Source organism: Streptomyces sp. NPDC088097, from assembly GCF_044741845.1.
Classification (GTDB): Bacteria; Actinomycetota; Actinomycetes; order Streptomycetales; family Streptomycetaceae; genus Streptomyces.
The window spans coordinates 134283-158373 of the sequence record NZ_JBIUTJ010000012.1; the positions used below are offsets into that span (position 1 = coordinate 134283).

The window sequence follows — 24091 nt, forward strand, 5'->3', positions numbered from 1 at the left end:
CCCCCCGTTCGTACCCTGCGGCCTCCCCGTACTCTACGGGCCCGCGCGGGGCCGGCCCCCGGCGCTGCCCCCGCCCCCGTGGACGCCGGGGCCTACCCACGGGTAGAGGGGTCTGGCAAGCTGCCGCCCATGACTTCCGACCGGGCCCGGTACGACCGGGCGACGGCGCACCTCGACGCGCCCCTGGCCATCGTGGACCTCGACGCCTTCGACGCCAACGCCGACGATCTGGTGCGCCGCGCGGGCGGCAAGCCCGTACGGGTGGCGAGCAAGTCCGTACGCTGTCGGGCGCTGCTGGAACGGGTCCTGGCCCGGCCCGGGTTCGCCGGGATCATGTCGTACACCCTCGCGGAGTCCCTGTGGTTGGCCCGCTCGGGCTTCGAGGACGTGCTGCTCGCCTATCCGTCGGCGGACCGGGCGGCCTTCCGGGAGTTGGCGCACGACCCGAAGCTCGCGGGCGCGGTGACGGTGATGGTCGACGACGTCGCCCAGCTGGACCTGATCGACCGCTCGCGCGAGGGCGGGGCCGAGGAGGTCCGGGTCTGCCTGGAACTGGACACCGCCCTGCACCTGTTCGGCGGGCGGGTACGGGTGGGCGCTCGCCGCTCCCCGCTGCGTGAGCCGGAGCAGCTCGCGGAGTTGGCGCGCGGGGTGGCCGAGCGGCCCGGCTTCCGCGTGGTGGGGCTGATGGCCTACGAGGGCCACATCGCCGGGGTCGGCGACTCGCTGGCCGGGCGACCGGTGCGGTCGCGGGCGATCCGGCTGATGCAGGGCGCGGCGCGGCGGGAGCTGTCCGCCCGGCGGGCCGAGGTGGTGCGGGCGGTCCGGGCGGTGGCGCCGGAGCTGGAGTTCGTCAACGGCGGTGGCACGGGCAGCGTGGCGGAGACCGCCGCGGAGGACGCGGTGACGGAGATCGCCGCCGGTTCGGGGCTGTACGTGCCGAGGTTGTTCGACAACTACACCTCGTTCCGGGGCCGGCCGGCGGCACTGTTCGCCCAGCCGGTGGTGCGCAGGCCCGGAGTGGGCGTGGTGACGGTGCTGGGCGGTGGTTATCCGGCCTCGGGCGCGGCGGGCGCCGACCGGCTGCCGGTTCCGTACCTCCCGGCGGGGTTGCGCTACGACCCCCAGGAGGGTGCGGGCGAGGTGCAGACCCCGCTGCTGGGGAGCGCGGCCGACGACCTGTTGATCGGCGACCGGGTGTGGTTCCGGCACGCGAAGGCCGGTGAACTGTGCGAGCGCTTCGAGGAGTTGCACCTGATCGAGGGCGACCGGGTGACGGCCGTCGCCCCGACGTACCGGGGCGAGGGCCGCACGTTCCTGTAGCGCGTGAGCGTCGTGCGTCCGTACGTCGCGCGTGTGCGCGCGCCGGATCACCGGACTAGAAGACGCTGTCCGTCTGGTCGGGGATGACGCTGGTATCGCCCCGGCGGACGGGCCCGGTGGCGCCGTCGTGGTCGACGTAGCCCGTGGTGGAGCACGGGTAGGTGCCGGTCTTCTGCTTCTTGGGCTCGATGAACATCGGGTTCACGATCCACTTGCCGTCGCTGTTGTCGTAGGCGCGGCACATCAGCTCGTTCTTGTTGCGGTTGACGACGAGCCGCAGGGCGGTCGCGTCGCGCAGGAACGAGATGTCGGTGTCGGAGTCTCCGGCGGCGAAGACCTGGCGGCGGGCGGCGGGCTGGACCTTCTCGGCGGCCGGGCCGCGGACCCCGAAGACCTCCTTGTTGATCCAGCAGCGCTTGCCGTCCACGTAGGTGATCATCGTGTCGGCGCCGTCCTCGACGGATCCGCACCCCTGGAGGTGGGCGGTGAACTTCCCGCCGTACGTGGTGGTGTTGCGGATGCCGATGACGTGGTCTGCCTTGATGCCGACGCCCTGGGCCCAGACCTCGACGACGGGCTGCGGGGAGGCGGAGCTGATCCACACGTCGAAGCCGGCCTTCCGCAGGCCGTCGATCAGGTCCTTCTGCTGGTCGTAGTAGCGGACCCAACCGGTGGCGCTGGCGGTGCCGACCTGCTGCTTGGCGCCGACGGGGGCGGCCAGGTTCTCGGAGCGGGCGGCGGCGGCGAAGCCGCGGACCTGGCTCGCGGTCCAGCCCTGGGTGAGCTGCGGCAGCCAGGCGTACGCGGGCTCGGTGGTGCGGCGGTCCCAGCCGGCGAAGGCGGCGGCGCCGGCGCGGGTGGCGGCGGTTCCGTAGACGGCGTTGATCTCGTCGGCGCAGGCGGCTCCCGCGGGGGTGCCGGTGGGCAGGGGCGCGCCGGGGCGGGCGAGGGGGCCGCAGGCCGCGGCGAGGGCGCCGGTCGCGGCCGGGGTGAGGTAGCGGCTGGTGGTGGCCCAGTTCCCGCCGGCGGGCTGGCGTATCTTCCCGTTGCGCAGCAGCCAGAACATGGTGGCGTCGCCGACGTCGTTTTTGACGACGGTGTTGTCCCAGTCGAAGACGGCGACGGGCTTCGCGCGGTCGTGGCGGTACGGGTCGCAGCCGCCGTACCGGTCGATCAGCTGCTGGAGCCGGGCCTGGTTGTCGCCGTACCAACCGGCCGCGAGCTTCGGGGTGGCGCAGTGCGCGCCGGGCCACGCGGCCTGGGCCGTGGGCGCGACGGCGACGAGGGCGCCCGCGGTGATCGCGGTGGCCAGGGCGGCCCGGAGCCGGCGCGTGGTGCTGAGTCGGGTCACTGAGGTGGTCACTCCTGATTCTGATGAAGATCGTCGCGGACGCCGGGTCCTGTCGTCGAAGCGGCGCCGGTGGACCCCACGGGCCGGGCGGGACTTCGGCGGCAACGGCCGGAGCACGACAGCCGGGCGTCGTGCGACGCCCGGCTGTCCGGTGGGTGGTGTGGAGAGGGGCTTAAAGAGGGGTGACGTACGCGCCGGAGATCCCGCCGTCGACGAGGAAGTCGGTGGCGTTGACGAAGGAGGAGTCGTCGCTGGCGAGGAAGGCCACGGCGGCGGCGATCTCCGTGGGCTCGGCGAAGCGGCCGAGCGGGATGTGCACGAGGCGGCGCGCGGCGCGCTCGGGGTCCTTGGCGAACAGCTCTTGCAGGAGCGGGGTGTTGACGGGCCCCGGGCACAGGGCGTTGACGCGGATGCCCTCGCGGGCGAACTGGACGCCCAGCTCGCGGGTCATGGCGAGGACGCCGCCCTTGGAGGCGGTGTAGGAGATCTGCGAGGTGGCGGCGCCCATGATGGCCACGAAGGAGGCGGTGTTGATGATGGAGCCCCGGCCCTGGCTGCGCATGTAGGGGAGCGCGGCCTTGCAGCAGAGGTAGACGGAGGTGAGGTTGACGTCCTGGACGCGGCGCCAGGCGTCGAGCTCGGTGGTGAGGATGGAGTCGTCGTCCGGCGGGGAGATGCCCGCGTTGTTGAAGGCGATGTCGACGGAGCCGTAGGTGTCGTGGGCCGCCTTGAAGAGGGCGTCGACCTGCTCCTTGTCGGTGACGTCCACCTTCACGAACAGGCCCCCGACCTCCTCGGCGGCGGCCTTGCCGGCGGTCTCGTCGATGTCGGCGCAGACGACGTTGGCGCCTTCGGAGGCCAGTCGGCGGGCGGCGGCGAGGCCGATGCCGCTGCCGGCTCCGGTGATGACGGCGGTGCGACCGACGAGGCGGCGGCAGATGATCTCTTCGTTCGACATGTGGGTCAGGCCTCCGTGCTGATGAAGACGTTCTTGGTCTCGGTGAAAGCGGTGAGGGCGTCGGGTCCGAGTTCGCGGCCGAGCCCGGACTGCTTGTAGCCGCCGAAGGGGGTCGAGTAGCGGACGCTGCTGTGGGAGTTGACGGAGAGGTTGCCGGCGGCGACGGCGCGCGAGACGCGCAGGGCGCGGCCGACGTCGCGGGTCCAGAGGGAGCCGGAGAGGCCGTAGTCGGTCGCGTTGGCCAGGCGTACGGCGTCCTCCTCGTCCTCGAAGGGCAGGACGACGGCGACCGGGCCGAAGACCTCCTCGGTCGCCACGGGCGCGGTGGGGTCCACGTCGGTGACGAGGGTCGGCGGGTACCAGAAGCCGGGGCCCTCGGGGGCGGTGCCCCGGATCACGGTGAGGTCGTCGGTGACGTGGGCGCGCACGCGCTCCCGCTGGGCGCGCGAGATGAGCGGGCCCATCTGGGTCTTCTCGTCGAGGGGGTCGCCGACGCGGACGGACCGGACGCCGGGGACGAGGAGTTCGAGGAAGCGGTCGTAGACGGAGCGCTGGACGAGGATGCGGGTGCGGGCGCAGCAGTCCTGGCCGGTGTTGTCGAGGAAGGACATCGGGGCGGCGGCCGCCGCGGCCTCGATGTCGGCGTCGGCGAAGACGACGTTGGGGCTCTTGCCGCCGAGTTCGAGGGTGACCCGCTTCACCCGGTCGGCGCACTTGGACATGATCTGCTTGCCGACCCGGGTGGAACCGGTGAAGACGATCTTCGCTACGCCGGGGTGCTCGACCAGCGCGTCCCCGGCGACCGCTCCGTGGCCGGGGAGCACCTGGAAGAGGTGCTCGGGGATCCCGGCTTCGAGGGCGAGTTCGGCGAGGCGCAGGGCGGTGAGCGGGGTGGTCTCGGCGGGCTTCAGGACGACGGCGTTGCCGGCGGCGAGGGCGGGGGCCAGGCCCCAGGCGGCGATCGGCATGGGGAAGTTCCAGGGCGCGATCACGCCGATGACGCCGAGGGGTTCGAGGAAGGTGATGTCGATGCCGCCCGTGACCGGGATCTGCCGTCCCGAGAGGCGTTCCACTCCCCCGGCGGCGAAGTCGAGCAGGTCGCGTACGTTGCCCGCTTCCCAGCGGGCGTTGCCGATGGTGTGGCCGGCCTCCCGGACCTCCAGGCGGGCCAGTTCGTCGAGGTGCCCGTCGACGACCGCGGCGAAACGGCGCAGGAGTCTGGCCCGGTCGGCGGGGGGCAGGGCCGCCCAGCCGCGCTGGGCGGCGGCGGCTCGTACGACGGCGGCGTCGACATCGTCCCGTGTGGCGGCCGGGACGGTGGCGACGACTTCCTCGGTGGCCGGATTCAGCACTGTCAACTCGGCCGGGGCCGGCACATCGGACACGTGGTGCCTCTCTGGTCTGCTCTGATCTGCTCGTTGCTCGGTGGCTGGGTGGTGCGGGGGCGCGCTCGCGGCGACGGGACTCAGAGGCGCTCGAAGGAGCGGCGGAGCTCCCAGTCGGTGACGGCGGAGTCGTAGGCGTCGAGTTCGACGCGGGCCATGTTGCTGTAGTGCGCCACGACCTCGGGGCCGAAGGCAGCCTTGGCGATCTCGCTGTTGTCCCAGAGTTCCGCGGCCTCGCGCAGGGTGGCGGGGACGTGGGCGTAGTCGGCGGTGTAGGCGTTGCCCGCGCAGGGTTCGGGCAGTTCCAGGCGGTTCTCGACGCCGTGGAGTCCGGCCGCGATCAGGCCCGCGACGGCGAGGTGCGGGTTGACGTCCCCGCCGGGGAGGCGGTTCTCGAAGCGGGTGGAGCGGCCGTGGCCGACCACGCGCAGGGCGCAGGTGCGGTTGTCGACGCCCCAGGCGACGGCGGTCGGCGCGAAGGATCCCGGCCGGAAACGCTTGTACGAGTTGATGTTGGGGGCGTAGAGAAGGGAGAAGTCGCGCAGGGCGGCCAACTGACCGGCCAGGAAGTGCCGCATCACGGGTGACATGCCGTGGTCGGAGTCGGCGCCTTCGCCGGCCATGGCGTTACGACCGTCGGCGTCGGCGAGGGAGAGGTGGATGTGACAGGAGTTGCCCTCGCGCTCGTCGTACTTGGCCATGAAGGTGAGCGAGACGCCTTCCTGGGCCGCGATCTCCTTGGCGCCCGTCTTGTAGAGGGCGTGTTGGTCGCAGGTGGTGAGCGCCTCGTCGTAGCGGAACACGATCTCGTGCTGCCCGAGGTTGCACTCGCCCTTGGCGGACTCGACGACCAGGCCGGCGGCCTGCATCTCGTTGCGGATGCGGCGCAGCAGGGGCTCGACGCGGCCGGTGCCGAGGACCGAGTAGTCGATGTTGTACTGATTGGCGGGGGTCAGGCCGCGGTAGTCGGCGTTCCAGGCCTCCTCGTAGGAGTCCCGGAAGACCATGAACTCCAGCTCGGTGCCGACCATGGCGGTGTAGCCGTGCTCGGCGAGGCGCTCCAGCTGGCGGCGCAGGATCTGCCGGGGGGCCGCGACCACTGGCGAGCCGTCGTTCCAGGCGAGGTCGGCCAGGACGAAGGCGCTGCCCGGGTTCCAGGGGATGCGGCGCAGGGTGGCGAGGTCGGCGTGCATGGCGAAGTCGCCGTAGCCGCGGTCCCAGGAGGACATCTCGTACCCGTCGACGGTGTTCATGTCCGTGTCGACGGCGAGGAGGTAGTTGCAGCCCTCGGTGCCGTTGTCGAGGACCTCGTCGAGGAAGAACTGTGCGGCGAACCGCTTGCCCTGAAGGCGTCCCTGCATGTCGGGGAAGGCGAGGACGACGGTGTCGATCTCACCGCTGGCGACGAGGACGCGGAGGTCCTCGGGCGCGAGCGGCGGCTTGCGGTCTACCACTGGAATCTCTCCTTCGGTGAGCCGAGTGCGCCTAAGGTATTGAATAAAACCATTGCTTGGGAAGGGGAGGGGCCGAGATGACCGACACGGCGGGTGAGGGTGGCCCGATCGCGCGGCTGAATCCCGTGCTGCGACAGGTACGGGCGGGCAACGGTTTCGAGGAGGCCCTGGAGCAGATCCTCCAGGTGGTCCGACTGGGTCTGGTGCCGGGCGGGGAACGGCTACCGCCCGAGCGGGAGTTGGCGGAGCGGATGGGGATCAGCCGGGTCACCCTGCGCGAGGTGCTCAAGGTGCTCCAGGAGCAGGGCCTGGTCGAGGCGCGGCGCGGGCGGTACGGAGGAACGTTCGTGCTCGCCCGCCCCGACACCCCGGCCATGGCCGCCGAGCAGGAGCTGCGGCGACGGGTGGCGGGGGTGGACATCGAGGACGCGCTGCGCTTCCGGGAGGTCCTGGAGGTGGGCGCCGCCGGGCTGTGCGCCGCCCAGGGGCTGTCCGAGGAGGGGACGGAGCGGCTGCTGCGGGCGCTGACCGCCACGCACGACGCCCCGCTCACCGAGTACCGGCGCCAGGACACCCTCTTCCACCTCACGCTGTGCGAACTCGCGGGGTCCCCCACCCTCACGGCCCAGTACGCCGCCGTCCGGGCCACCGTGAACGACCTCCTCGACTGCATCCCGCTGCTGGTGCGCAACCTGGAGCACTCCCAGCAGCAGCACAGCACCCTGGTGGAGGCGGTGCTGGAACGGGACGCCGCGGGGGCGAGACGGGTGATGCGCGAGCACTGCTGCGGAACGGCGGCACTGCTGCGCGGGTTCCTGGCGTAGGGGCCGGGGCACCTGAGGCGGAGGCTCGGGTGCCCGACGTAGCGGCCGGGGAGGTTTCCGGCCGGCCGCGGAGGTTTTCGTAACCCCTGTTTAACGCACGGGTCTTGCGCCCTCCACCCCACTGACGCAAAGGTACGCCTCACAACCTTTGCCCTAGGCAGGAGCGCACATGGCCGACGACACCGCACCCGTGCCCGTATCCGCACCGCCCGGGTCCGGCGGCGCCCCCTCACCGGACGCCGCCTACCTGGAGAAGCGCACCCTGCGCCGGGGCAGCGCCGGCTGGCTGCTGCTGACGGGGCTCGGCGTCGCGTACGTGGTCTCCGGGGACTTCTCCGGCTGGAACGTGGGCCTCGACAAGGGCGGCTTCGGCGGTCTCGCCATCGCCACCGTCCTGATGGGGGCGATGTACGCCTGCCTGGTCTTCTCCCTCGCCGAACTGTCCACGATCCTGCCGACCGCCGGCGGCGGCTACGGCTTCGCCCGCCGCGCGCTCGGCCCGTGGGGCGGCTTCCTCACCGGCACGGCCATCCTCATCGAGTACATCCTCGCCCCGGCGGCGATCGTCATCTTCATCGGCGACTACGTCGAATCCCTCGGCCTGTTCGGACTCACCTCCAGCTGGCCCGTCTACCTGGGCTGCTTCGTCGTCTTCATCGGCGTCCACCTGTGGGGCGTGGGAGAGGCCCTGCGCTTCAGCCTGGTCGTGACCGCCATAGCCGTGGCCGCGCTGCTGATCTTCGCCTTCGGTGCCCTCACCGAGTTCGACGCGGGCTCCCTCGACGACATCGCCGTGGACCCGACCGCGTTCGGCTCCAATTCCTGGCTGCCCTTCGGCGTCCTCGGCATCTGGGCCGCCTTCCCCTTCGGCATGTGGTTCTTCCTGGGCGTCGAGGGCGTGCCGCTGGCCGCCGAGGAGGCCAAGGACCCGGTCCGTTCCATGCCGAGGGCGCTCGCCATCTCCATGGGCGTCCTCGCCCTGCTCGCGCTGATCACCTTCTTCGCCGCCACCGGCGCCCAGGGCTCCGACGCCGTGCGGGCCGCCGGCAACCCCCTCGTCGTCGCCCTGGAGGGGGACGGCGGGCCGACCGCGCTGAGCCGGTTCGTCAACTACGCGGGGCTGGCCGGTCTGGTCGCCTCCTTCTTCTCCCTGATCTACGCGGGCTCGCGCCAACTGTTCGCCCTGTCCCGGGCCGGCTACCTGCCGCGGTTCCTCTCCCTCACCTCGAAGCGCAAGGCCCCCTACCTCGGCCTGGTGATCCCCGGCGCCATCGGCTTCGCCCTGGCGGCGGCGACCGGCAACGGGGCGCGGATGCTGAACATCGCCGTGTTCGGCGCGACGATCTCGTACGCGCTGATGGCCCTCTCGCACATCGTGCTGCGGCGCCGCGAGCCGGGCCTGGAGCGCCCGTACCGCACGCCCGGAGGGGTCGTGACCTCGTCCGTCGCCTTCGTCCTGGCCCTGTCGGCGCTGGTCGCCACCTTCCTGGTGGACAAGGACGCGGCCTTCATCGCCCTCGCCGTGTACGCCGTCGCCCTGGCCTACTTCGCCTTCTACAGCCGCCACCACCTGGTGGCGTCGGCGCCCGAGGAGGAGTTCGCCGCGTTGGCGGAAGCCGAGGCGGAACTGGCCCGCGACTGAAATCCTGAACCCGTCGTCCGCCGAGCCCCACCCGTCCCGGAGGTAAGACCGTGCCCAGGCCGCTCATCGGCATCACCACCTACGTGGAGGCGTCCACCCGCTACGGCGTGTGGGACCTGCCCACGGCCCTCCTCCCCGTCGGGTACCACGAACTCGTCCAGGCGGCGGGCGGCACGGCCGTGCTGCTGCCCCCGGACGAGGTGGGGCGCGCGGCCGAGGTCCTCGGCCGGCTCGACGGCCTGGTCGTCGCGGGCGGCCCGGACGTGGACCCGGTCCGGTACGGCGCCCCGCGCGACCCCCGCACCGGCCCCGCGGCGGCCGTCCGCGACGAGTGGGAACTGGCCCTGATCGGGGCGGCCCTGGACTCCGGCGCCCCCCTCCTCGGGGTCTGCCGCGGCATGCAGGCGCTGAACGTGGCGCTCGGCGGCACCCTGGTCCAGCACATCGACGGCCACGTGGACACCCCCGGCGCCATGTCCTGGCACCCGGTCCGCCCCGTCGCGGGCACCCGCTACGCGGAGTTGGTCCCGGAGGAGGCCGAGGTCCCGACCTACCACCACCAGGCGGTGGAACGCCTCGGAGCGGGCCTGGTCGTCTCGGCGTACGCCTCGGACGGGACGGTCGAGGCGATCGAACTCCCGGACCGCGACCGGTGGGTCGTCGGCGTCCAATGGCACCCGGAACGCGACAAGGACACCCGCGTGACGTCCTCCTTCGTCGACGCCGCCACCGAACACGCCAACCGCCCCCACCCCTGACCCGGCCCCGCACCCACTCCCCACCCACCTCGACATCCTCCCTGTGATCACGTGTAGAGGGGTGTACGGGTGGGATTCGACGAGGAGTGGGCCCAACTGCGGGACGCGGCCATCGAGCGCGGGACGGCGCGGCCCAACGGGCCGACCGTCCCCCAAGTCGCTGTCGATCCGACCGAATCGGCTCGAACCGCGGCGCGGGAACGGCTCGCGGAGTTCCGCAACCGGGTGGTGTTGGTGCCGTTGGACGAGCGCGACGGCCTGTGGACGAGCGAGCTGGGCGGGTTGGGCTGGATCTGCGCCTTCTCCGGCGAGGAACAGCTCGCGCGGTTCGCCGAAGCGCGCGGGGAGACCGACCGGGAGTGGCACTACCGGCGCGTGTCGGGTGCGCGGCTGCTGGACGAGGTCGTCCCGACGCTGGGCTTCCCCTGCGGCGTGGCCTTGGACGCGGCCGGCCCCGACGGCACGGTGTTCCCGCCCCTGCGCGGGTTCGTGCCGGACGAGGCCGCCCTCGATCCGGAGGGGGCGCGGTGAGCAGCGACGGCGCCGACCTGGACATCTCGAAGCAGGCGTTGGGCCAGATCGCCAAGGGCATCACGGAGACCCTCGGCGAGCTGAGGGAACTGGGCGCGATCGGCTCGGCCGGCATGGGCCGGGGGTTCGCGGACCTTTCCATGTCGGGGATGGAGACCGGGCACGAGGGTCTCGCCTCCTCCTTCGAGACGTTCTGCGAACGCTGGGAGTGGGGCGTGCGCTCCCTGGTCCAACAGGGCAACTCGTTCGCGGCGAAGGTGGGCCTGTCGGCGGGTTTGATGCACGAGGAGGAGCAGTACATCCAAGGCAGCTTCAAGGTGTTGACGAACTCGGCGATGGGCAATCCGTACGCCTCCGAAAAGGACATCGTCGACAAGAGCTGGGGTGATGTCCTCTCCGACAACACGTATACCCAGATCCGTGACGCGGACTACAGCCAGGAGTCGGTCGACAGGGCCACCGAGACGACAAAGGAGGCGTGGAAGGGCGCCGTCCGGGACGTGAACAGCTCGGACATCTTCCTGCCCAACCAGATCATCGACCAGGCCGGACTGCGCGACGAGGTGGACGCCAAGGTGAACGACATGGTCGGTCCTGCCCCGCAGCCGGCGGTCGAGCGCTGATGCCGGACTGGGGCGGGCTCCTCGACAAGGGTCTGGGGAAGCTGGAGGACGGCTGGGACGCGACGAAGAAGGTCGTCGGCGAGGGTGTCGACAAAGCGACCGACGGGGTCGGCGATGCCTTGGACCACGTCGGGGCGCACGACTGGGCGGACAAGGTCGAGGACTGGGGCGACGACGTCGCCTCCGATCTCGGCGCGTCGATCGGCGAACAGCAGCTCGGTCAGACGGAGCAGGCGAACGAGCTGGTCCACGGAAAACCTTCGGTGATCCGGGAGCAGGCCAAGCACCTGAGCGACTTCAAGGGCGGCTTCGAGCGCGTCGGGCAGGGCATGAAGGCCCTGGACGTCGAGCACTGGAAGGGAGAGGCGGCCAACGCCTTCCGCGAGAAGTTCGCGATGCACCCAACCGACTGGCTGCACGCCTCGGACGCCTGCGAGAGCGCCGCCGGCGCCCTGGTCCAGTACGCGGAGACGGTGGAGTGGGCCCAGAAGCAGGCACAGCAGGCCGTCGACCTCTACAAAGCGGCGGTCAAGGCGGCTAAGGACGCGCACGGGGCCTACGTCACGAAGGTCGAGACGTACAACGCCACCGTCAAGGCCGGCGGGGATCCCGGCGCGGTTCCGACCGCGCCCGTCGACGTGGGCAAGGCCGACGGCACACGGGCCCACGAGATCCTGAACGAGGCCCGCAGACAGCGCGACGAGGCCGCGGGGAGCGCGCAGAAGGCCCTGTCGGCAGCGCTGGCCCACGCCCCGGCCGTGCCGCCGCCGTCCGAGCGGGCCCTCGCCGGGATCGCCGACTACGGCGCCGCCGAGCTGGTGGAGCTGAACCACTTCACGGGCGGGGTGGTCAAAGGCACGGCGGGGCTGCTGGACTTCGCGCGCGGCCTGAACCCGACGGACCCGTACAACCTGACGCACCCGGCGGAGTACCAGCAGAACCTCAACATGACACTGGCCGGCCTCGTCTCGACGGCCGCCCACCCTGAACGGATCCCGGGGGCGCTCCTGGACAGCTTCAAGGACGACCCCGCCGAGGGCCTGGGCCGCCTGGTGCCCGAGCTCATCGGCACCAAGGGTCTGGGCGGGGCCCGGACGGGCGTACGCGTCGCGGAGACGTTGGCCGCCAAGCCGTCGGCGTGGTCGCACCTGGCGCGTCCGACGAAGGGGGTGACGGAGCGTCGGGCGATCCACGCGGACTCCGTCGCCGTTGAGGACGCCGAGAAGTTCATTGACGACCAGTTCCCCTGGCTCAGGGACGTCAACAACACGGACATGCCCGGATATCAGTACAACTGCACGCACAATGTGCCCACGGTCGACAAGCGTCTCGACGGGATCGAGGTCTCGGCCGCGCCCAAGACAGGAACGGGTGACATCCCCTACGAGGAACTCGGGTCACTCCGGCTGCGAAGAAGGTCGTCAACAGCTACGACGACATCATCGAGGATCTGGAGAAACGGGGGCCCGACTCGCGCAGCGTGGTCGCCATTTCCCGCCACGGGATGCCCGGCCACGTGTTCAACGCCGTGAACACACCCCATGGGGTGGTCTTCCTGGACGGCCAGACCGGGACGCTGGCCAGACTGGAGACGTCGAACATCAGCGAGATCGCCCATGTCCCCTACCGATAGCTCTGTCAGGAACCGAACATGCTCACGTTGAACCAGGCCGTGGAAGCGGCGCGTCCCTACCTCCTCCAGGCTTACGCCTACGAGCCCTTGACGGTCGTCCTGCAGCCGCAGGCCAGCCGGGAGACCGACTTGGCCTGGATCGTCGGGTTCGACACTCAGGAGAGCATCGACACGAACGGCACGTCAGGGAACGTGCTGACGAGGGTGGTCCTCGTTCCCAAGGACGGCGCCGCGGTCCGTTTCCCTCCGAGTCACCTCCCGCTGGACGAGTACTTCGCCTTCGTACGGCACGGCGGATGGGAGGGGGCCGGGGCGGCAAGGACGGTGAAGGCCACGCCTTGGCAGAAGGCGTTGCAGTGGCTGCTCGACAACTATCACGGGCTGGTCGAGCTCGTGAGAATCGAGCCGGTCGCCGAGGACGCGGCCACCTGGCTGTTCGCCTGCCGCACTGTGAAGCAGCCGGGGTACCCGCGGACCCCGATGCTGACCGCGTCCGTGGTGGTTCCCAAGAAGCCTGGCACCCCCTTCCACCCGGCGGCCGACAATCCCTGGGGGGACGTCGCGGAATACACGCTGAACCCCGAGCGGCGCGACCCCGAGGCGCAGGCCCGCCGGCTCAATTCGCGGGGTTGCGTCGTCACCGTCGGCGCCGCCATCGCGGGTGCGCCTTCGTCGCCGCTGCCGTGGCAGCCGGCCCACGAGGCGCCGGGGTGGTGGCCGTTGCTCCTGCGGCGCTACTTCCCCACCGCCCGACAGCTGCGCTGCGCGAGCTGGGACGAGGTGATCGCGCGGGTCGAGGAGACCGGGCCGGGCACGCAGGGCGTGGTGTGGGTACGGCGCGCCATCGGCGGGGTCGAGGTCAGTGGCCACCTGCTCTACGCGCAGAACAACAACGGCGCCGCGGTCTTCCTGGACGGGATGACGGGCGGTCTGGCCCGGCTGGACGCCTTCGGACTGCTGGAGCTGATCTTCGCCCGGGTGGAGTCCGACGGCGGTACGCGGACCGCCGCCGACCTGCCCGCCGCCCGCGCCAAGGCCGGGGCCTGGCTGGGGCGCACCTACGCGGATCCCGTCGAGCTGGTCTCGCCCGACGGGGCCGACGAGACGGCCCGCGGCTGGCTGTTCGCCTGCCAGACCACGACGGCGCTGAGGAGCGGCGACTGGCGGCACTCGATGCTGGACGCGGCCTTGGTCGTGCCCAAGGGTCCCGAGGAGCCGTTCCTGCTGCCCAACTCCGACCCCTGGGGGTTCCTGGCCGCCTGGGACCGGGGCGACCCGGCCGGTCCGACGCCCCCGGCGGGGAACGCCGACTGGTTCGGCGCGACGATGGCCGAGCTGGGGCCGGTCATGGAGGTCGGCGAGTATCCGACCGTCACCGCCGCCGTCCAAGGGCTCGCTTCGCTGCCGGCAGGGGGCCGGGCCCTGGTGTGGGTGCGGCGCCTGGACGCGCGTGGGCGCGAGAGCACCGGGCTGCTCCTGACCGGGCTGCGCTCCGAGGCCGGGCACCTGGGGCTCGTGGACGGATCCGCCCGGGAGTTGCGCGACCTCGACGGGTTCGGCGAGTGCGGGGTCCGGGTGGTCCGCTACCGCTGACGGGGCGACGGTGCCCGGTCAGCGGGTCTCCTCAGCGTCCTCGGGTCAGGGACAGGAGGTCGCGGGCCGGGCCCGCCGGGCGGGCGCCCGTGGGCCAGACCGCGCGCAGGGCCCGGCCCAGCTCCGCCCCGGCGACGGGTACGGTCACCAGGCGGCGCCCGGCCAGCTCGTCCCCCAGGGCGAGTTCCGACAGCACGCACGGCCCCGCCCCGCTCACGGCGGCCGCCTTGACGGCGGTGGTCGAGGCCAGCTCCAGCAGGGGTTCGGCCAGGCCCCCGCACCCGGCCAGCGCCGCGTCGAGCACCTGGCGGGTCCCCGAGCCCCGTTCGCGCAGGATCAGCGGGGTCCGCGCCAGCTCCGGGGCCTCCACCGGGCGGGTGCGACGGGCCCACGGGTGCGAGGGGGCCACCGCCACCACCAGGCGGTCCTGGGCGATGACGACCGAGTCCAGCCCCTCCGCGACTGAGAGCCCCTCCACGAAGCCGAGGTCGGCCTCGTGCGCGAGCACCCGCTGGGCGACGTCCGCCGAGTTCCCGGCGTGCAGGGACACCGCCGTGCCCGGCCGGTCCCCGCGCAGCGCGATCAGCCACCCGGGCAGCAGGTACTCGGCGATGGTCATGCTGGCCGCCACCCGCAGCCGCGAGTCGCGTCGGCCCCGTAGCGCCTGCGCGCCCGCGTCGAGGGCTTCGGCCGCCTCCACCACCCGCCGGGCCCAGTCCGTGACGAGCGCGCCCTCCGCCGTCAGGGTGGACCCGCGCGGTGAGCGGTCCACCAGGGCCACCCCGAGCCGGGTCTCCATCGCCCTGATCCGACTGCTCGCCGCGGGCTGCGTGATGCCCAGTCGCCGTGCGGCCCCGCTCAGGCTGCCGACCCGCGCGACGGCGAGCAGCAGCTCCATCGCTCCCAGGTCGGGCACCCGGTGCGCCAGCGGTACCGGATTCGACTCGTCATTGGCCATAACATCAGTTTATGGCCTCATAGAGAGGTGCCCTCTGCCCCCGCCGCTCCCCGGGGACCAGGCTGAACACATGGCCACCACCCTCGCGGCACCCCGCACCACCCCCGCCGCCGTCCCCTCCGCCGCGCCCCGGACCCACAAGGTCCCCGCGCTGCGCCACCTCGGTCCCAACTGGTACGCCGCGGTCATGGGTACGGCCATCGTCGCCAACGCCGGCGCCGGCCTTCCCTACCAACTGCCGGGCCAGCGCGTGGCCTGCCAGGGCTTCTGGGCCCTCTCCGCCTTGGCCCTCGTCGTCTTGGTCGCCGCCCGCGCCGGACACTGGCTCCACCACCGCGACCAGGCCCGCGCCCATCTCCTCGACCCGGCCGTCGCCCCCTTCTACGGCTGCCTCTCGATGGCCCTGCTGGCCGTCGGCGCCGGCACCCTCATCGTCGGCAAGGACCTCCTCGGGGAGCCCGCGGCCATCGCCGTCGACGCCGTGCTCTTCACCGCGGGCACCGTGATCGGCCTGGTCATGGCCGTGGTGGTGCCGTATCTGATGGTCGTCCGCCACAAGGTCGAGGCCTCCCGGGCCACCCCCGTCTGGCTGCTGCCCGTAGTGGCCCCCATGGTCTCCGCCGCCGTGGGCCCCCTGCTGGTCCCCCACCTGCCTGCCGGCCAACCCCGCGAGGCGCTGCTGCTCGCCTGCTACGCCATGTTCGGCGTCAGCCTGCTCGCGACGCTGCTGCTGCTCCCCCTGGTCTTCGGCCGACTGATCGTGAGCGGCCCGCTGCCCCTCGTCCTGACCCCGACCCTGTTCCTGGTGCTGGGCCCCCTCGGCCAGTCCACCACCGCCGTGAACCAGCTCGCCGACGTGGCCCCCGGCGCCATATCCGCCCCGTACGCGGACGCGTTCGGCGCCTTCGCGGTCGTCTACGGGGTGCCCGTCATGGGGTTCGCCCTGCTGTGGCTGGCCCTGGCCTCGGCCATGCTGGTGAGGGCCGCCCGGGGCGGGATGCCCTTCGCGATGACCTGGTGGGCCCTGACCTTCCCCGTCGGCACCTGTGTCACCGGCGCCGCCGGACTGGCCCGCCACACCGGCCTGGACGCCTTCGCCTGGCTGGCCGCCGCCCTCTTCGTCGGGCTCGTCGTCGCCTGGGTCCTCGCCGCGGCCCACACCCTGCGCGGCCTGTTCAGCGGCCGCCTGCTCGCCGCGCCCCGCTGACCTCCAGGGCCCGGCCCAGTACCTCGGGCGCACGGGCCAGCGAGGGTCCGTACCAGGTCAGGTGCCGCCCGCTGACGAGGGCGGCGGGCAGTCCCGGGAAGGCCTCCGGGCCGTCCTCGGGGGTGAAGCGGTAGGGCTCGTCGGGCAGGACCACCAGATCGCAGCCGCTCGCCGTCAGTTCGGCGAGCGGCGCCCGCGGGTACCGCTCGGGGTGCGCGGCGTAGGCGTTGACCACCCCCAGGCGGGCCAGGAGGTCCCCGGCGAAGGTGTCCCGGCCCAGCACCATCCAGGGGCGCCGCCACACGGGCACGACGGCCGTGAGCGGGGCGAGCGGTTCCACGGCGGCCCAGGCCTCCTCGGCCCGGTCCAGCCACTGCGGGCGCTCCAGCCCCAGCGCTCCCACCAGCACCCGTTCCAGCTCGGTGAAGGCCTGCGGCAGGTCCCGGACCTCGGTGACGAGCACCTCCAGCCCGGCCGCGCGCAGCGCCGCCAGGTCCGGTGCCCGGTTCTCCTCCTCGTTGGCGATCACCAGGTCCGGGCGCAGCCGCACGACCGCCCGTACGTCGGGGTTCTTGGTCCCCCCGATCCGCGCCGCGCCCCCGAGGTCCGCCGGGTGGGTGCACCAGTCCGTCACGCCGACCAGCGCGCCGGGCGCGCTCACCGCCACCGCCTCGGTCAGGGAGGGCACGAGCGAGACCACCCGCACCGGACTCAGTGCTCCGGCGAGGGCGGTTCGGAGGTGGCGTGGATGTGCTCACCGACGGCGACGACCAGCAGCCGGGTGTCCTCGCCGGCGGCCCGCCAGCGGTGGCGCACCCCACCGGAGAGGAACAGGGCGTCCCCGGTCTCCAGCCGGTAGGCGCGGCCCTCGGCCTCGACCTGGCAGGAGCCCGAGACCACGTACATCAGCTCGTCGTTGCGGTGTTGGTACTCACGGCCCGCGTCCTGCTCCCCGGTGAACTCCAGCGCGTGCAGCTGGTGGTGTCCGCGCACCAGCGGGCGTACGCCCTTCAGCGGGGAGAGCGCGGAGTCGTCGCCGGCCCGTACGAGGTCCACCGTACGGGCCGTGTCGGAGGCGGCCAGCAGCTCGACGGCGGTGGTCTCCAGCGCGTCGGCGACCCGCTCCAGGGAACGCATGCTGGGGCGGGCCCGCTCGTTCTCTATCTGGCTCAGGAAGGGCACGGAGAGCCCGCTGCGCGCGGACACCGCGGCGAGGGTCAGGTGCAGCGCGCGGCGACGCTTGCGCACGGCGACGCCCACCCGGAGCGGCTCCTTGGAGTCCTTCTCCTTGTCGGAGCCCTCGTGCCCGTCGGGCCCGTGGGGTCCGTGTACGTCGGGTCCGTGTACGTCCGGTCCGTGCCCGTTCGGCCCGCGCCCGTCGGGTCCGGCCACGTCCGCCGGTCCGTGTCCGTCGTTGCCGCCGTCCCCGGCGACCGCCACGTGCTTGATGTTCTCGTCTTCCCTGTCGTTCATCGGGGCTGCCCTCCCCTGTCCGTCGTCGCACATCGATGTGCTGTATGCACCTTACGCAGCAACGGCCTCCGGATTCGCGTGCACGGACCCACCGGGCCCGACCCCGGTGGGTTCCCGTGGGGCGGGCGTCACTCTGGGTGAGCCGCCTTGCGGTCCTCGGCCCGCCAGATCTCCCGGTCCCCGTCGACGATCACCACGCCGCCGTCCCGCCTGACCAGCAGCCGGGCGCCCGGGTGCCCCTCGGTGCCGCTGCTCCACACGATCCGGCCGTTCTCGGCACGCACCGTGAACTCCCCGTCGCGGCCGAAGAGGGCGTCGTGCCCGGTGCCCGCCGTGCCGGCGCTCCACAGCCGCGAGCCATCGGGGGCGAGGACGGCGAGGTCGCCGTCGGCGCCGAGGACGAGCCGCGCCGCGCCCGCGTCGAGGACGTCGCCGGCCCGGAGCACGGTGCCGGCGTGCACCTCCACGGAGTCGTCGAGGTTGCCGTCGGCCAGGTCGCGCAGGGCGGGCAGTGAGGGGGTGAAGGCGTAGAGGGCGCCCTCGGTGCGCACGAAGCGGCCGAAGCGCAGGGTGGTGGCCCGGCTCCCGCTGTCCGACGCGGTCTCGAAGGTGATCGGGGAGTCCGGTCCGAGCACCGGGTCGGAGCCGACGGCGGGGTTGCGGCCGGCCGGGAAGTCGGCCTCGTTGAGCCAGCGCCTCTGGACGAACTCGAACTGCTGCACCAGGTCGGCCTGGTAGCCGACGAAGAGCAGCCCGCGCGGGGTGTCCGCGCCGTGCCCGGCCCCCCGCGCCGGGTCGTAGGCGGGTCCGTACGGGATGCCGCGCCGGATGATCCGACGGCCGTCCAGCTCGCCGGGGGCCAGCGGGGGGCGGCCCGGGGCCAGGTTCAGGCCGTCGCGCGGATTGCCCTTGCGGATGTGCGAGAAGAGCGGGGTGCGCCAGCCCTGCGGGTCGTCCACGTAGGTCAGGGCGACGTCGGGGTCCCGGCCCACCGGGCCCGGCACCTCGGCCAGCGGGCAGCCCGCGACGGGGGTCCCGCCGGGCCAGCGGCCCACCAGCCGGGCCGCGACCCAGGTCTCGGTGGCCTCGGCGGGCGCCGCGCCGGTCTTCTTCAGCTCGGCCAGCCGCAGCCGGGCCTGCTCCCACCAGCCGGGCACGTCCTGCGCGAGCCGCCGCACCACCTGGAAGGAGCCCCCGGTGGCCCAGGCCGGCAGCCCGGCGGGGCGCTGCCCGATCTTCTCCTGTCCTACGAGGAACTCCCCGGCCGGGACCAGCCTCGTCCCGGGCTTCCCCTGGACGGTGCCGCCGGTGTCGGGGTCGGGCGTGTGGAACCCGCGCACCCCGGGCTGACTGATGCCGTCGGCGAAGCCGAAGTGCTCGTGCCCGCGCAGGGTTCCGGTCAGGGTGGCCGCGTCCTGGCGGAAGACGACCACGCCCGTGGCGGGGCCCAGGGCCGACCGGTGCCGGGCGACGGCGGCGGACAGCTTGGCCGGATCGTCCGCCGACAGGCTGAGCACCGCGTGGACGGTGCGCCCGGCCGGCTCCTCCTGTTCGGCGCCGAACAGCCAGGAGTCGGGGCCGCTGGCTCCGGTGTCCCCGAGGGCCTCCGCACGCTTGGCGGCGCCCTGCGCGAAGGCCTCGGCGGTGCTCCCCGGCGCCACGGCGGGGAAGGGGTCGCGCCCGGCGAAGAACCGGAGTCCGGGGTGGGTCAGGGACAGCCCGGTCCAGGTCGCCGACAGGGAGGCCGGGTCGGCGCCGCCCGCTTTCAGGCGGGCCGCGCTGAAGGCGGCGTTGAAGCGGGCCATCTCCTCGGTGGTGGACAGCTCGGGCAGCAGCGCGGCGAGCCAACGCCGCGCCCGGACCGGGTCCGTGAAGCGCACGAGCAGCAGGCAGGCCTGGTCCTTGCGGGAGCCGGCCAGGATGTCGCCCTGGGTGGTGCGGTCGGCACGCAACGGCAACTCGGCGGCGGCCGCCGCCGCCCGGCCCGCCGCGCCGGGGGCGGCCGCGGGGGCCGGGACGGCCTCGGTCGCCGCGCTCGCGGCGGCGGCCCGGGGACACACCGCGAGGGCGGCGACCGCTCCCGCCCCGGCCATGAGGACGGTCCGGCGGGCGGGACTGGAGGTCTGGACGGCATCCATGGGAGGACTCCTCGTGGAGGTACGGGCGGGGGCGTTGCCGAGGTGCCGTGCCGGAGCCGGCGGTTCGGCTCAGCCCGCCCGACCCGACGCGATGACACCGGCAGCGTCAGCGTCGGCGTCCGGAACAGGCACAGGCGTAGGCGCAGGCGCGGGCGGGGGCGCAGGCAGAGGAACAGGCGCAGGCACACTCGACCCGGTGCGTCACCGGCTGCGGGGGTCTATGGGCTCGCCGGCCCCGGGCTCGTGGCCCGGCCGGGGAAGTCCGGGGGCGGGCATGGCGACGACGGCCGGGAGGGGGAAGGCGAGCATGGGCGTCCGAGACTCCTCGCGTGGGGGACCGGGCGGGCAGAACGTCCTGCCAGTGATCAACACCCTTCGGGAAAGATCGCGAACGCGCGCGCCGGGCAACCTGTTGGAGTGACGGGTTCACCACCACAGGTGAGCGCGGGGCGGTGCGGCATCATCGACAGCGTGACGACACGACGCCTGATGCTCCTGGACACCGCCTCCCTCTACTACCGCGCCTACTTCGGCGTGCCGGACTCCGTGAAGGCCCCCGACGGAACACCCGTCAACGCCGTGCGCGGGCTGCTCGACTTCATCGGGCGCCTGGTCCAGGACCACCGCCCGGACGACCTCGTGGCGTGCATGGACGCCGACTGGCGACCGCACTGGCGGGTGGAGTTGATCCCCTCCTACAAGGCGCACCGCGTCGCCGAGGAGACCGCCTCGGGGCCGGACCTGGAGGAGACCCCCGACACCCTCGCCCCGCAGGTCCCGATCATCGAGGCGGTGCTGGACGCCTTCGGCATCGCCCGGGTGGGCGTCGCCGGGTACGAGGCGGACGACGTGATCGGCACCCTCAGCACCCGCGCGAGCGGCCCCGTCGACATCGTCACCGGTGACCGCGACCTCTACCAGCTCGTCGACGACGCCCGCCGGCGCCGCGTCCTGTACCCCCTCAAGGGCGTGGGCAGCCTCCAGGTGACGGACGAGGCCTGGCTGCGCGAGAAGTACGGGGTGGACGGGCCCGGCTACGCGGACCTCGCCCTGTTGCGCGGCGACCCGAGCGACGGCCTGCCGGGCGTGCCCGGCGTCGGCGAGAAGACGGCGGCGAAGCTGCTGGACGCGTACGGGGACCTCGCCGGGATCATCGCGGCGATCGACGAACCGAAGTCGAAGCTCACCCCCACGCAGCGCAGGCGCCTCGACGAGTCCCGTCCGTACCTCGCGGTCGCCCCCAAGGTCGTCCAGGTCGCCTTGGACGTGCCGCTGCCCGCCTTCGATCCGACCCTTCCGCACCAGCCGTCACAACCCGAATTGGTGGATGCTCTCGCCCATCGGTGGGGTCTGGGAGGAGCAATGTCACGCCTGAGCAGCGCGCTGCGGTCGTGAGGTGCTAACTTAGGTAATCCTAAGCTTTGTAGTCAGGGGAGACGCCGTGGCAGAAGGACGCGCCCGCACAGTCGGCACCGCAGTCGTCGTACGCACCGAGCGGCTGACGCCGCACATGGTCCGGATCGTGCTGGGCGGTGACGGACTGGCCGACTTCGACGCCGGCGTCCACACCGACCACTACGTCAAACTCCTGTTCGCTCCCGAGGGCGTGTCCTACGCGGAGCCTTGGAACATGGAGCAGATCCGTGCCACCCACGGCCGCGAGGCCTGGCCCCGCCAGCGCGCCTACACGGTGCGCGCCTGGGACCCGGCCCACCGCGAGTTGACCCTGGACTTCGTCGTCCACGGCGACGAGGGCCTCGCCGGCCCTTGGGCGGCGCGCGTCCAGCCCGGCGAAACGGTGCACTTCCTGGGCCCGGGCGGCGGCTACGCCCCGGACCCGACCGCCGACTGGCACCTCCTGGCCGGCGACGAGAGCGCGCTGCCGGCGATCGCCGCCGCCATGGAGCGGATGCCGCGCGGCGCCCGGGTGTACGCCTTCGTGGAGATCGACGGCCCGGCCGACGAACAGAAGATCGCCACCCCGGACGGCATCACCCCGATCTGGCTCCACCGCGACGGCCGTCCCGCCGGCGAGCGCCTGGTCGAGGCCGTCACCGGCATGGCCTTCCCGTCCCCGGACGTCCACGTCTTCGTCCACGGCGAGGCGGGCTTCGTGAAGGAACTCCGCCGCCACCTCCGCCTGGACCGCGGCATCCCCCGCGAACGCCTGTCGATCTCCGGCTACTGGCGCCAAGGCGAGACGGACGAGGGCTGGCGCGCACAGAAGCGCGACTGGAACGCCTCGGTCGAAGCCGAACAGGAACTCCGCACCCCCGCAGCAGCCTGAACGATTCCCCACCCCGCCCCCGCCCCACTCCAGCCCCGCCGGCGCTTGAGGCGCGGGGGCCCGGGGCCAGAGCCCCCGCAACGACGCCGCACCAGACCCCAGCCCCACCCCAGCCCCCCATCCCAGCCCCGCCGGCGCTTGAGGCGCGGGGGCCCGGGGGCGGAGCCCCCGCAACGACGCCGCACCCAACGGGGGGTCCGGGCGCAGCCCGGGGAACGGAGGAAGGGCGGGGCGGGGAGCAAGCCCCGCGCAGCGGCACCCCCAACACCCGCACCCCGCACCCCGCCCCCCGGCGCCCACCACCCCCCGCCCGGCGAAGCCAAGGGGCACGCTCCCCCACCCGGAGCGACAATGTCCTCATGCGTAAGCTCCGCGCAGCGGTATGGGCCGGGGCCGCGATCCTCCTCGCCTCGGCGGCCACGGCCCCGGCAGGGGCCACGGCCCTCACTCCGACGCCCCCGGCCCCGACCCCCACCACACCGGCGGCGCCCCCCGCCCCGAAACCCCTCCTCACCGACGCCGCCGTCGCCAAGGCCGTCGCCCGCATCGACGCCACCGTCACCGACGGCATGCGCACCACCGGAGTCCCCGGCGTCGCCGTGGCCGTGGTCCACAAGGACAAGGTCGTCTACCTCAAGGGCTTCGGCCTGCGCCGCACCGGGGACAGCGCCAAGGTCGACCCCGACACCGTCTTCCAGGTCGCCTCCCTCTCGAAGCCGATCTCCTCCACCGTCGTGGCCGGCGCCCTCACCGACGCGGACGCCTGGGACGAGCCGCTGGGCGACTCCCTGCCCGGCTTCGCCCTCAAGGACCCCTGGGTCACCGCCCACGTCACCCCCGCCGACCTGTTCGCGCACCGCAGCGGCCTCCCCGACCACGCCGGTGACCTCCTCGAAGACCTCGGCTTCGACCGGTCGTACGTCCTCGACCACCTCCGCCTGGACCCCCTGACCCCCTTCCGCGCGAGCTACGCCTACACGAACTTCGGCCTCACCGCCGCCGCCGAGGCCATCGCCCGCGACCACGGCGTCAGCTGGCAGAAGCTCAGCGCCGACACCCTCTTCAAGCCCGCCGGGATGGCGCACACCAGCACCGAGTTCTCCGCCTTCGACCACGCCGCCGACCGCGCGTACGGGCACGTCAAGAACCCCGACGGCACCTGGAGCCCCCGGTTCGTCCGCGACCCCGACGCCCAGGCGCCCGCCGGCGGCGTCAGCTCCACCGCCCGCGACATGACCCGCTGGATGCGCCTCCAGCTCTCCGGCGGCACCCTCGACGGCAAGCGGATCATCCCCGCCGACGCCCTCGCCCGCACCCACCTCCCGCAGATCGTCGCGCAGGCGCAGACCCCGACGGGCCGCCCGCAGTTCTACGGGCTCGGCTGGAACGTGTCCTACGACGACGCCGGCCGGCTCCGCCTGAGCCACTCCGGCGCCTTCGCACAAGGCGCCAACACCAGCGTCACCCTGCTCCCGCTGGAGCAGCTCGGCATCGTGGTCCTGACGAACGGCGCCCCGGTCGGGCTCGCCGACGCCGTCGCGCTCGACTTCTTCGACACCGCCGAGCACGGCAAGCCCACCGCCGACTGGTTGCCCCTGCTCGGAGCGCTCTACGCGCAGGCCGACGACGCCGGACGCTCCCCGACCGACTACGCCCGGCCGCCCGCCACCGCCCGGCCGGCCCGCGCCGACAGCGCGTACACGGGGACCTACGAGAACGCGTACTACGGCCCGCTCACCGTCACCGCGAACCCGGACGGCAAGGGCCTGACGCTCTCCCTCGGCCCGAAGCCGACGCGCTTCGCGCTCACCCACTACGACGGCGACACGTTCAGCTTCGAGACCACCGGGGAGAACGCCGTCGGCCGCAGCGGGGTGACCTTCTCCGACGGCACGGTCCGCGTGGAACAACTGGACGCGAACCACCTGGGCACCTTCACCCGGAAGTAGCCGC

The 24091-nt window shown here is 73.0% G+C and carries 21 protein-coding genes; 13 read left to right on the forward strand and 8 right to left on the reverse strand.

Translation table 11 applies throughout. The features are described 5' to 3' along the window. Window positions 1-129: 129 nt before the first annotated feature. Window positions 130-1323: an amino acid deaminase/aldolase gene (locus ACIOD1_RS27420; protein ID WP_365627118.1), complete on the forward strand. Its 1194-nt coding sequence runs from the start codon at window positions 130-132 to the stop codon at window positions 1321-1323. A 55-nt stretch (window positions 1324-1378) separates the two neighbouring features. Here ACIOD1_RS27420 and ACIOD1_RS27425 read toward each other — a convergent pair whose 3' ends face one another. From ACIOD1_RS27425 to ACIOD1_RS27440, 4 genes are all read right to left on the reverse strand, one after another. Further along, on the reverse strand, window positions 1379-2674 hold the full coding sequence (locus ACIOD1_RS27425) for a haloacid dehalogenase-like hydrolase (protein WP_365627121.1): 1296 nt from the start codon (window positions 2672-2674) through the stop codon (window positions 1379-1381). 172 nt (window positions 2675-2846) lie between these two features. Next, on the reverse strand, window positions 2847-3632 hold the full coding sequence (locus ACIOD1_RS27430) for a 3-oxoacyl-ACP reductase (RefSeq protein ID WP_365627124.1): 786 nt from the start codon (window positions 3630-3632) through the stop codon (window positions 2847-2849). Window positions 3633-3637: 5 nt separating this feature from the next. Next, window positions 3638-5008 (reverse strand): aldehyde dehydrogenase family protein, encoded by a 1371-nt coding sequence (locus ACIOD1_RS27435; protein WP_401905262.1) that lies wholly within the window; start codon window positions 5006-5008, stop codon window positions 3638-3640. 89 nt (window positions 5009-5097) lie between these two features. Further along, the gene (locus ACIOD1_RS27440; RefSeq protein ID WP_401905227.1) at window positions 5098-6471 is read right to left on the reverse strand and encodes a glutamine synthetase family protein; all 1374 of its coding nucleotides are present in this window, start codon (window positions 6469-6471) and stop codon (window positions 5098-5100) included. Window positions 6472-6548: 77 nt separating this feature from the next. Between ACIOD1_RS27440 and ACIOD1_RS27445 the strand changes: the two genes are divergently transcribed. The 8 genes from ACIOD1_RS27445 (at window position 6549) to ACIOD1_RS27480 (ending at window position 14075) form a co-directional block, all read left to right on the forward strand. Further along, on the forward strand, window positions 6549-7295 hold the full coding sequence (locus tag ACIOD1_RS27445) for an FCD domain-containing protein (RefSeq protein WP_365627130.1): 747 nt from the start codon (window positions 6549-6551) through the stop codon (window positions 7293-7295). A 169-nt stretch (window positions 7296-7464) separates the two neighbouring features. Next, a complete protein-coding gene (gene eat, locus ACIOD1_RS27450; protein WP_365627133.1) occupies window positions 7465-8937 on the forward strand; it encodes an ethanolamine permease in 1473 nt (490 codons plus the stop codon). A gap of 50 nt (window positions 8938-8987) precedes the next feature. Continuing rightward, the gene (locus tag ACIOD1_RS27455) at window positions 8988-9695 is read left to right on the forward strand and encodes a gamma-glutamyl-gamma-aminobutyrate hydrolase family protein (protein WP_401905230.1); all 708 of its coding nucleotides are present in this window, start codon (window positions 8988-8990) and stop codon (window positions 9693-9695) included. 69 nt (window positions 9696-9764) lie between these two features. After that, window positions 9765-10226, forward strand: a complete 462-nt coding sequence (locus ACIOD1_RS27460) for an SseB family protein (protein WP_365627139.1) — start codon at window positions 9765-9767, stop codon at window positions 10224-10226. Next, entirely contained in the window at window positions 10223-10849 is a 627-nt protein-coding gene (locus ACIOD1_RS27465) for a hypothetical protein (protein ID WP_365627142.1), read from the forward strand. The genes ACIOD1_RS27460 and ACIOD1_RS27465 overlap by 4 nt, the downstream gene beginning before the upstream one ends. After that, the gene (locus tag ACIOD1_RS27470) at window positions 10849-12381 is read left to right on the forward strand and encodes a putative T7SS-secreted protein (protein WP_401905231.1); all 1533 of its coding nucleotides are present in this window, start codon (window positions 10849-10851) and stop codon (window positions 12379-12381) included. The genes ACIOD1_RS27465 and ACIOD1_RS27470 overlap by 1 nt, the downstream gene beginning before the upstream one ends. Continuing rightward, window positions 12300-12482, forward strand: coding sequence for a toxin glutamine deamidase domain-containing protein (locus tag ACIOD1_RS27475; protein ID WP_365627168.1), 183 nt, complete (start codon window positions 12300-12302; stop codon window positions 12480-12482). Before ACIOD1_RS27470 ends, ACIOD1_RS27475 begins: the two co-directional genes overlap by 82 nt. 18 nt (window positions 12483-12500) lie before the next feature. Next, the gene (locus ACIOD1_RS27480) at window positions 12501-14075 is read left to right on the forward strand and encodes a YrhB domain-containing protein (RefSeq protein ID WP_401905235.1); all 1575 of its coding nucleotides are present in this window, start codon (window positions 12501-12503) and stop codon (window positions 14073-14075) included. A 31-nt stretch (window positions 14076-14106) separates the two neighbouring features. On the opposite strand, the gene ACIOD1_RS27485 is transcribed toward ACIOD1_RS27480, so the two are convergent. Further along, on the reverse strand, window positions 14107-15033 hold the full coding sequence (locus ACIOD1_RS27485) for a LysR family transcriptional regulator (protein ID WP_365627150.1): 927 nt from the start codon (window positions 15031-15033) through the stop codon (window positions 14107-14109). A 70-nt stretch (window positions 15034-15103) separates the two neighbouring features. On the opposite strand from ACIOD1_RS27485, the gene ACIOD1_RS27490 reads away from it, so the two are divergent. Further along, window positions 15104-16240, forward strand: coding sequence for a TDT family transporter (locus tag ACIOD1_RS27490; RefSeq protein WP_365627153.1), 1137 nt, complete (start codon window positions 15104-15106; stop codon window positions 16238-16240). Here ACIOD1_RS27490 and ACIOD1_RS27495 read toward each other — a convergent pair. From ACIOD1_RS27495 to ACIOD1_RS27505, 3 genes are all read right to left on the reverse strand, one after another. After that, window positions 16209-16946: a helical backbone metal receptor gene (locus tag ACIOD1_RS27495; protein WP_365627155.1), complete on the reverse strand. Its 738-nt coding sequence runs from the start codon at window positions 16944-16946 to the stop codon at window positions 16209-16211. The two genes, ACIOD1_RS27490 and ACIOD1_RS27495, sit on opposite strands and share 32 nt — an antisense overlap. A 5-nt stretch (window positions 16947-16951) precedes the next feature. Then, a complete protein-coding gene (locus tag ACIOD1_RS27500) occupies window positions 16952-17500 on the reverse strand; it encodes an XRE family transcriptional regulator (protein ID WP_365627171.1) in 549 nt (182 codons plus the stop codon). 341 nt (window positions 17501-17841) lie between these two features. Then, the gene (locus tag ACIOD1_RS27505; RefSeq protein ID WP_401905238.1) at window positions 17842-19851 is read right to left on the reverse strand and encodes a Dyp-type peroxidase; all 2010 of its coding nucleotides are present in this window, start codon (window positions 19849-19851) and stop codon (window positions 17842-17844) included. A gap of 489 nt (window positions 19852-20340) precedes the next feature. Here ACIOD1_RS27505 and ACIOD1_RS27510 point away from each other — a divergent pair, with 489 nt between their 5' ends. The 3 genes from ACIOD1_RS27510 (at window position 20341) to ACIOD1_RS27520 (ending at window position 24087) form a co-directional block, all read left to right on the forward strand. After that, window positions 20341-21246, forward strand: coding sequence for a 5'-3' exonuclease H3TH domain-containing protein (locus tag ACIOD1_RS27510; protein WP_401905266.1), 906 nt, complete (start codon window positions 20341-20343; stop codon window positions 21244-21246). A 46-nt stretch (window positions 21247-21292) separates the two neighbouring features. Next, window positions 21293-22138, forward strand: coding sequence for a siderophore-interacting protein (locus tag ACIOD1_RS27515; protein WP_365627160.1), 846 nt, complete (start codon window positions 21293-21295; stop codon window positions 22136-22138). A 359-nt stretch (window positions 22139-22497) separates the two neighbouring features. Further along, window positions 22498-24087, forward strand: coding sequence for a serine hydrolase (locus tag ACIOD1_RS27520; RefSeq protein ID WP_401905241.1), 1590 nt, complete (start codon window positions 22498-22500; stop codon window positions 24085-24087). Window positions 24088-24091: the final 4 nt, after the last annotated feature.

What these genes read in the sequence shown, in the direction of transcription:
- ACIOD1_RS27420 (WP_365627118.1), top strand. Translation starts at nt 130, where the DNA reads ATGACTTCCGACCGGGCCCGGTACGACCGGGCGACGGCGCACCTCGAC.
- ACIOD1_RS27430 (WP_365627124.1), bottom strand. Translation starts at nt 3,632, where the DNA reads ATGTCGAACGAAGAGATCATCTGCCGCCGCCTCGTCGGTCGCACCGCC.
- ACIOD1_RS27445 (WP_365627130.1), top strand. Translation starts at nt 6,549, where the DNA reads ATGACCGACACGGCGGGTGAGGGTGGCCCGATCGCGCGGCTGAATCCC.
- eat (WP_365627133.1), top strand. Translation starts at nt 7,465, where the DNA reads ATGGCCGACGACACCGCACCCGTGCCCGTATCCGCACCGCCCGGGTCC.
- ACIOD1_RS27470 (WP_401905231.1), top strand. Translation starts at nt 10,849, where the DNA reads ATGCCGGACTGGGGCGGGCTCCTCGACAAGGGTCTGGGGAAGCTGGAG.
- ACIOD1_RS27480 (WP_401905235.1), top strand. Translation starts at nt 12,501, where the DNA reads ATGCTCACGTTGAACCAGGCCGTGGAAGCGGCGCGTCCCTACCTCCTC.
- ACIOD1_RS27485 (WP_365627150.1), bottom strand. Translation starts at nt 15,033, where the DNA reads ATGGCCAATGACGAGTCGAATCCGGTACCGCTGGCGCACCGGGTGCCC.
- ACIOD1_RS27490 (WP_365627153.1), top strand. Translation starts at nt 15,104, where the DNA reads ATGGCCACCACCCTCGCGGCACCCCGCACCACCCCCGCCGCCGTCCCC.
- ACIOD1_RS27505 (WP_401905238.1), bottom strand. Translation starts at nt 19,851, where the DNA reads ATGGATGCCGTCCAGACCTCCAGTCCCGCCCGCCGGACCGTCCTCATG.
- ACIOD1_RS27510 (WP_401905266.1), top strand. Translation starts at nt 20,341, where the DNA reads ATGCTCCTGGACACCGCCTCCCTCTACTACCGCGCCTACTTCGGCGTG.
- ACIOD1_RS27520 (WP_401905241.1), top strand. Translation starts at nt 22,498, where the DNA reads ATGCGTAAGCTCCGCGCAGCGGTATGGGCCGGGGCCGCGATCCTCCTC.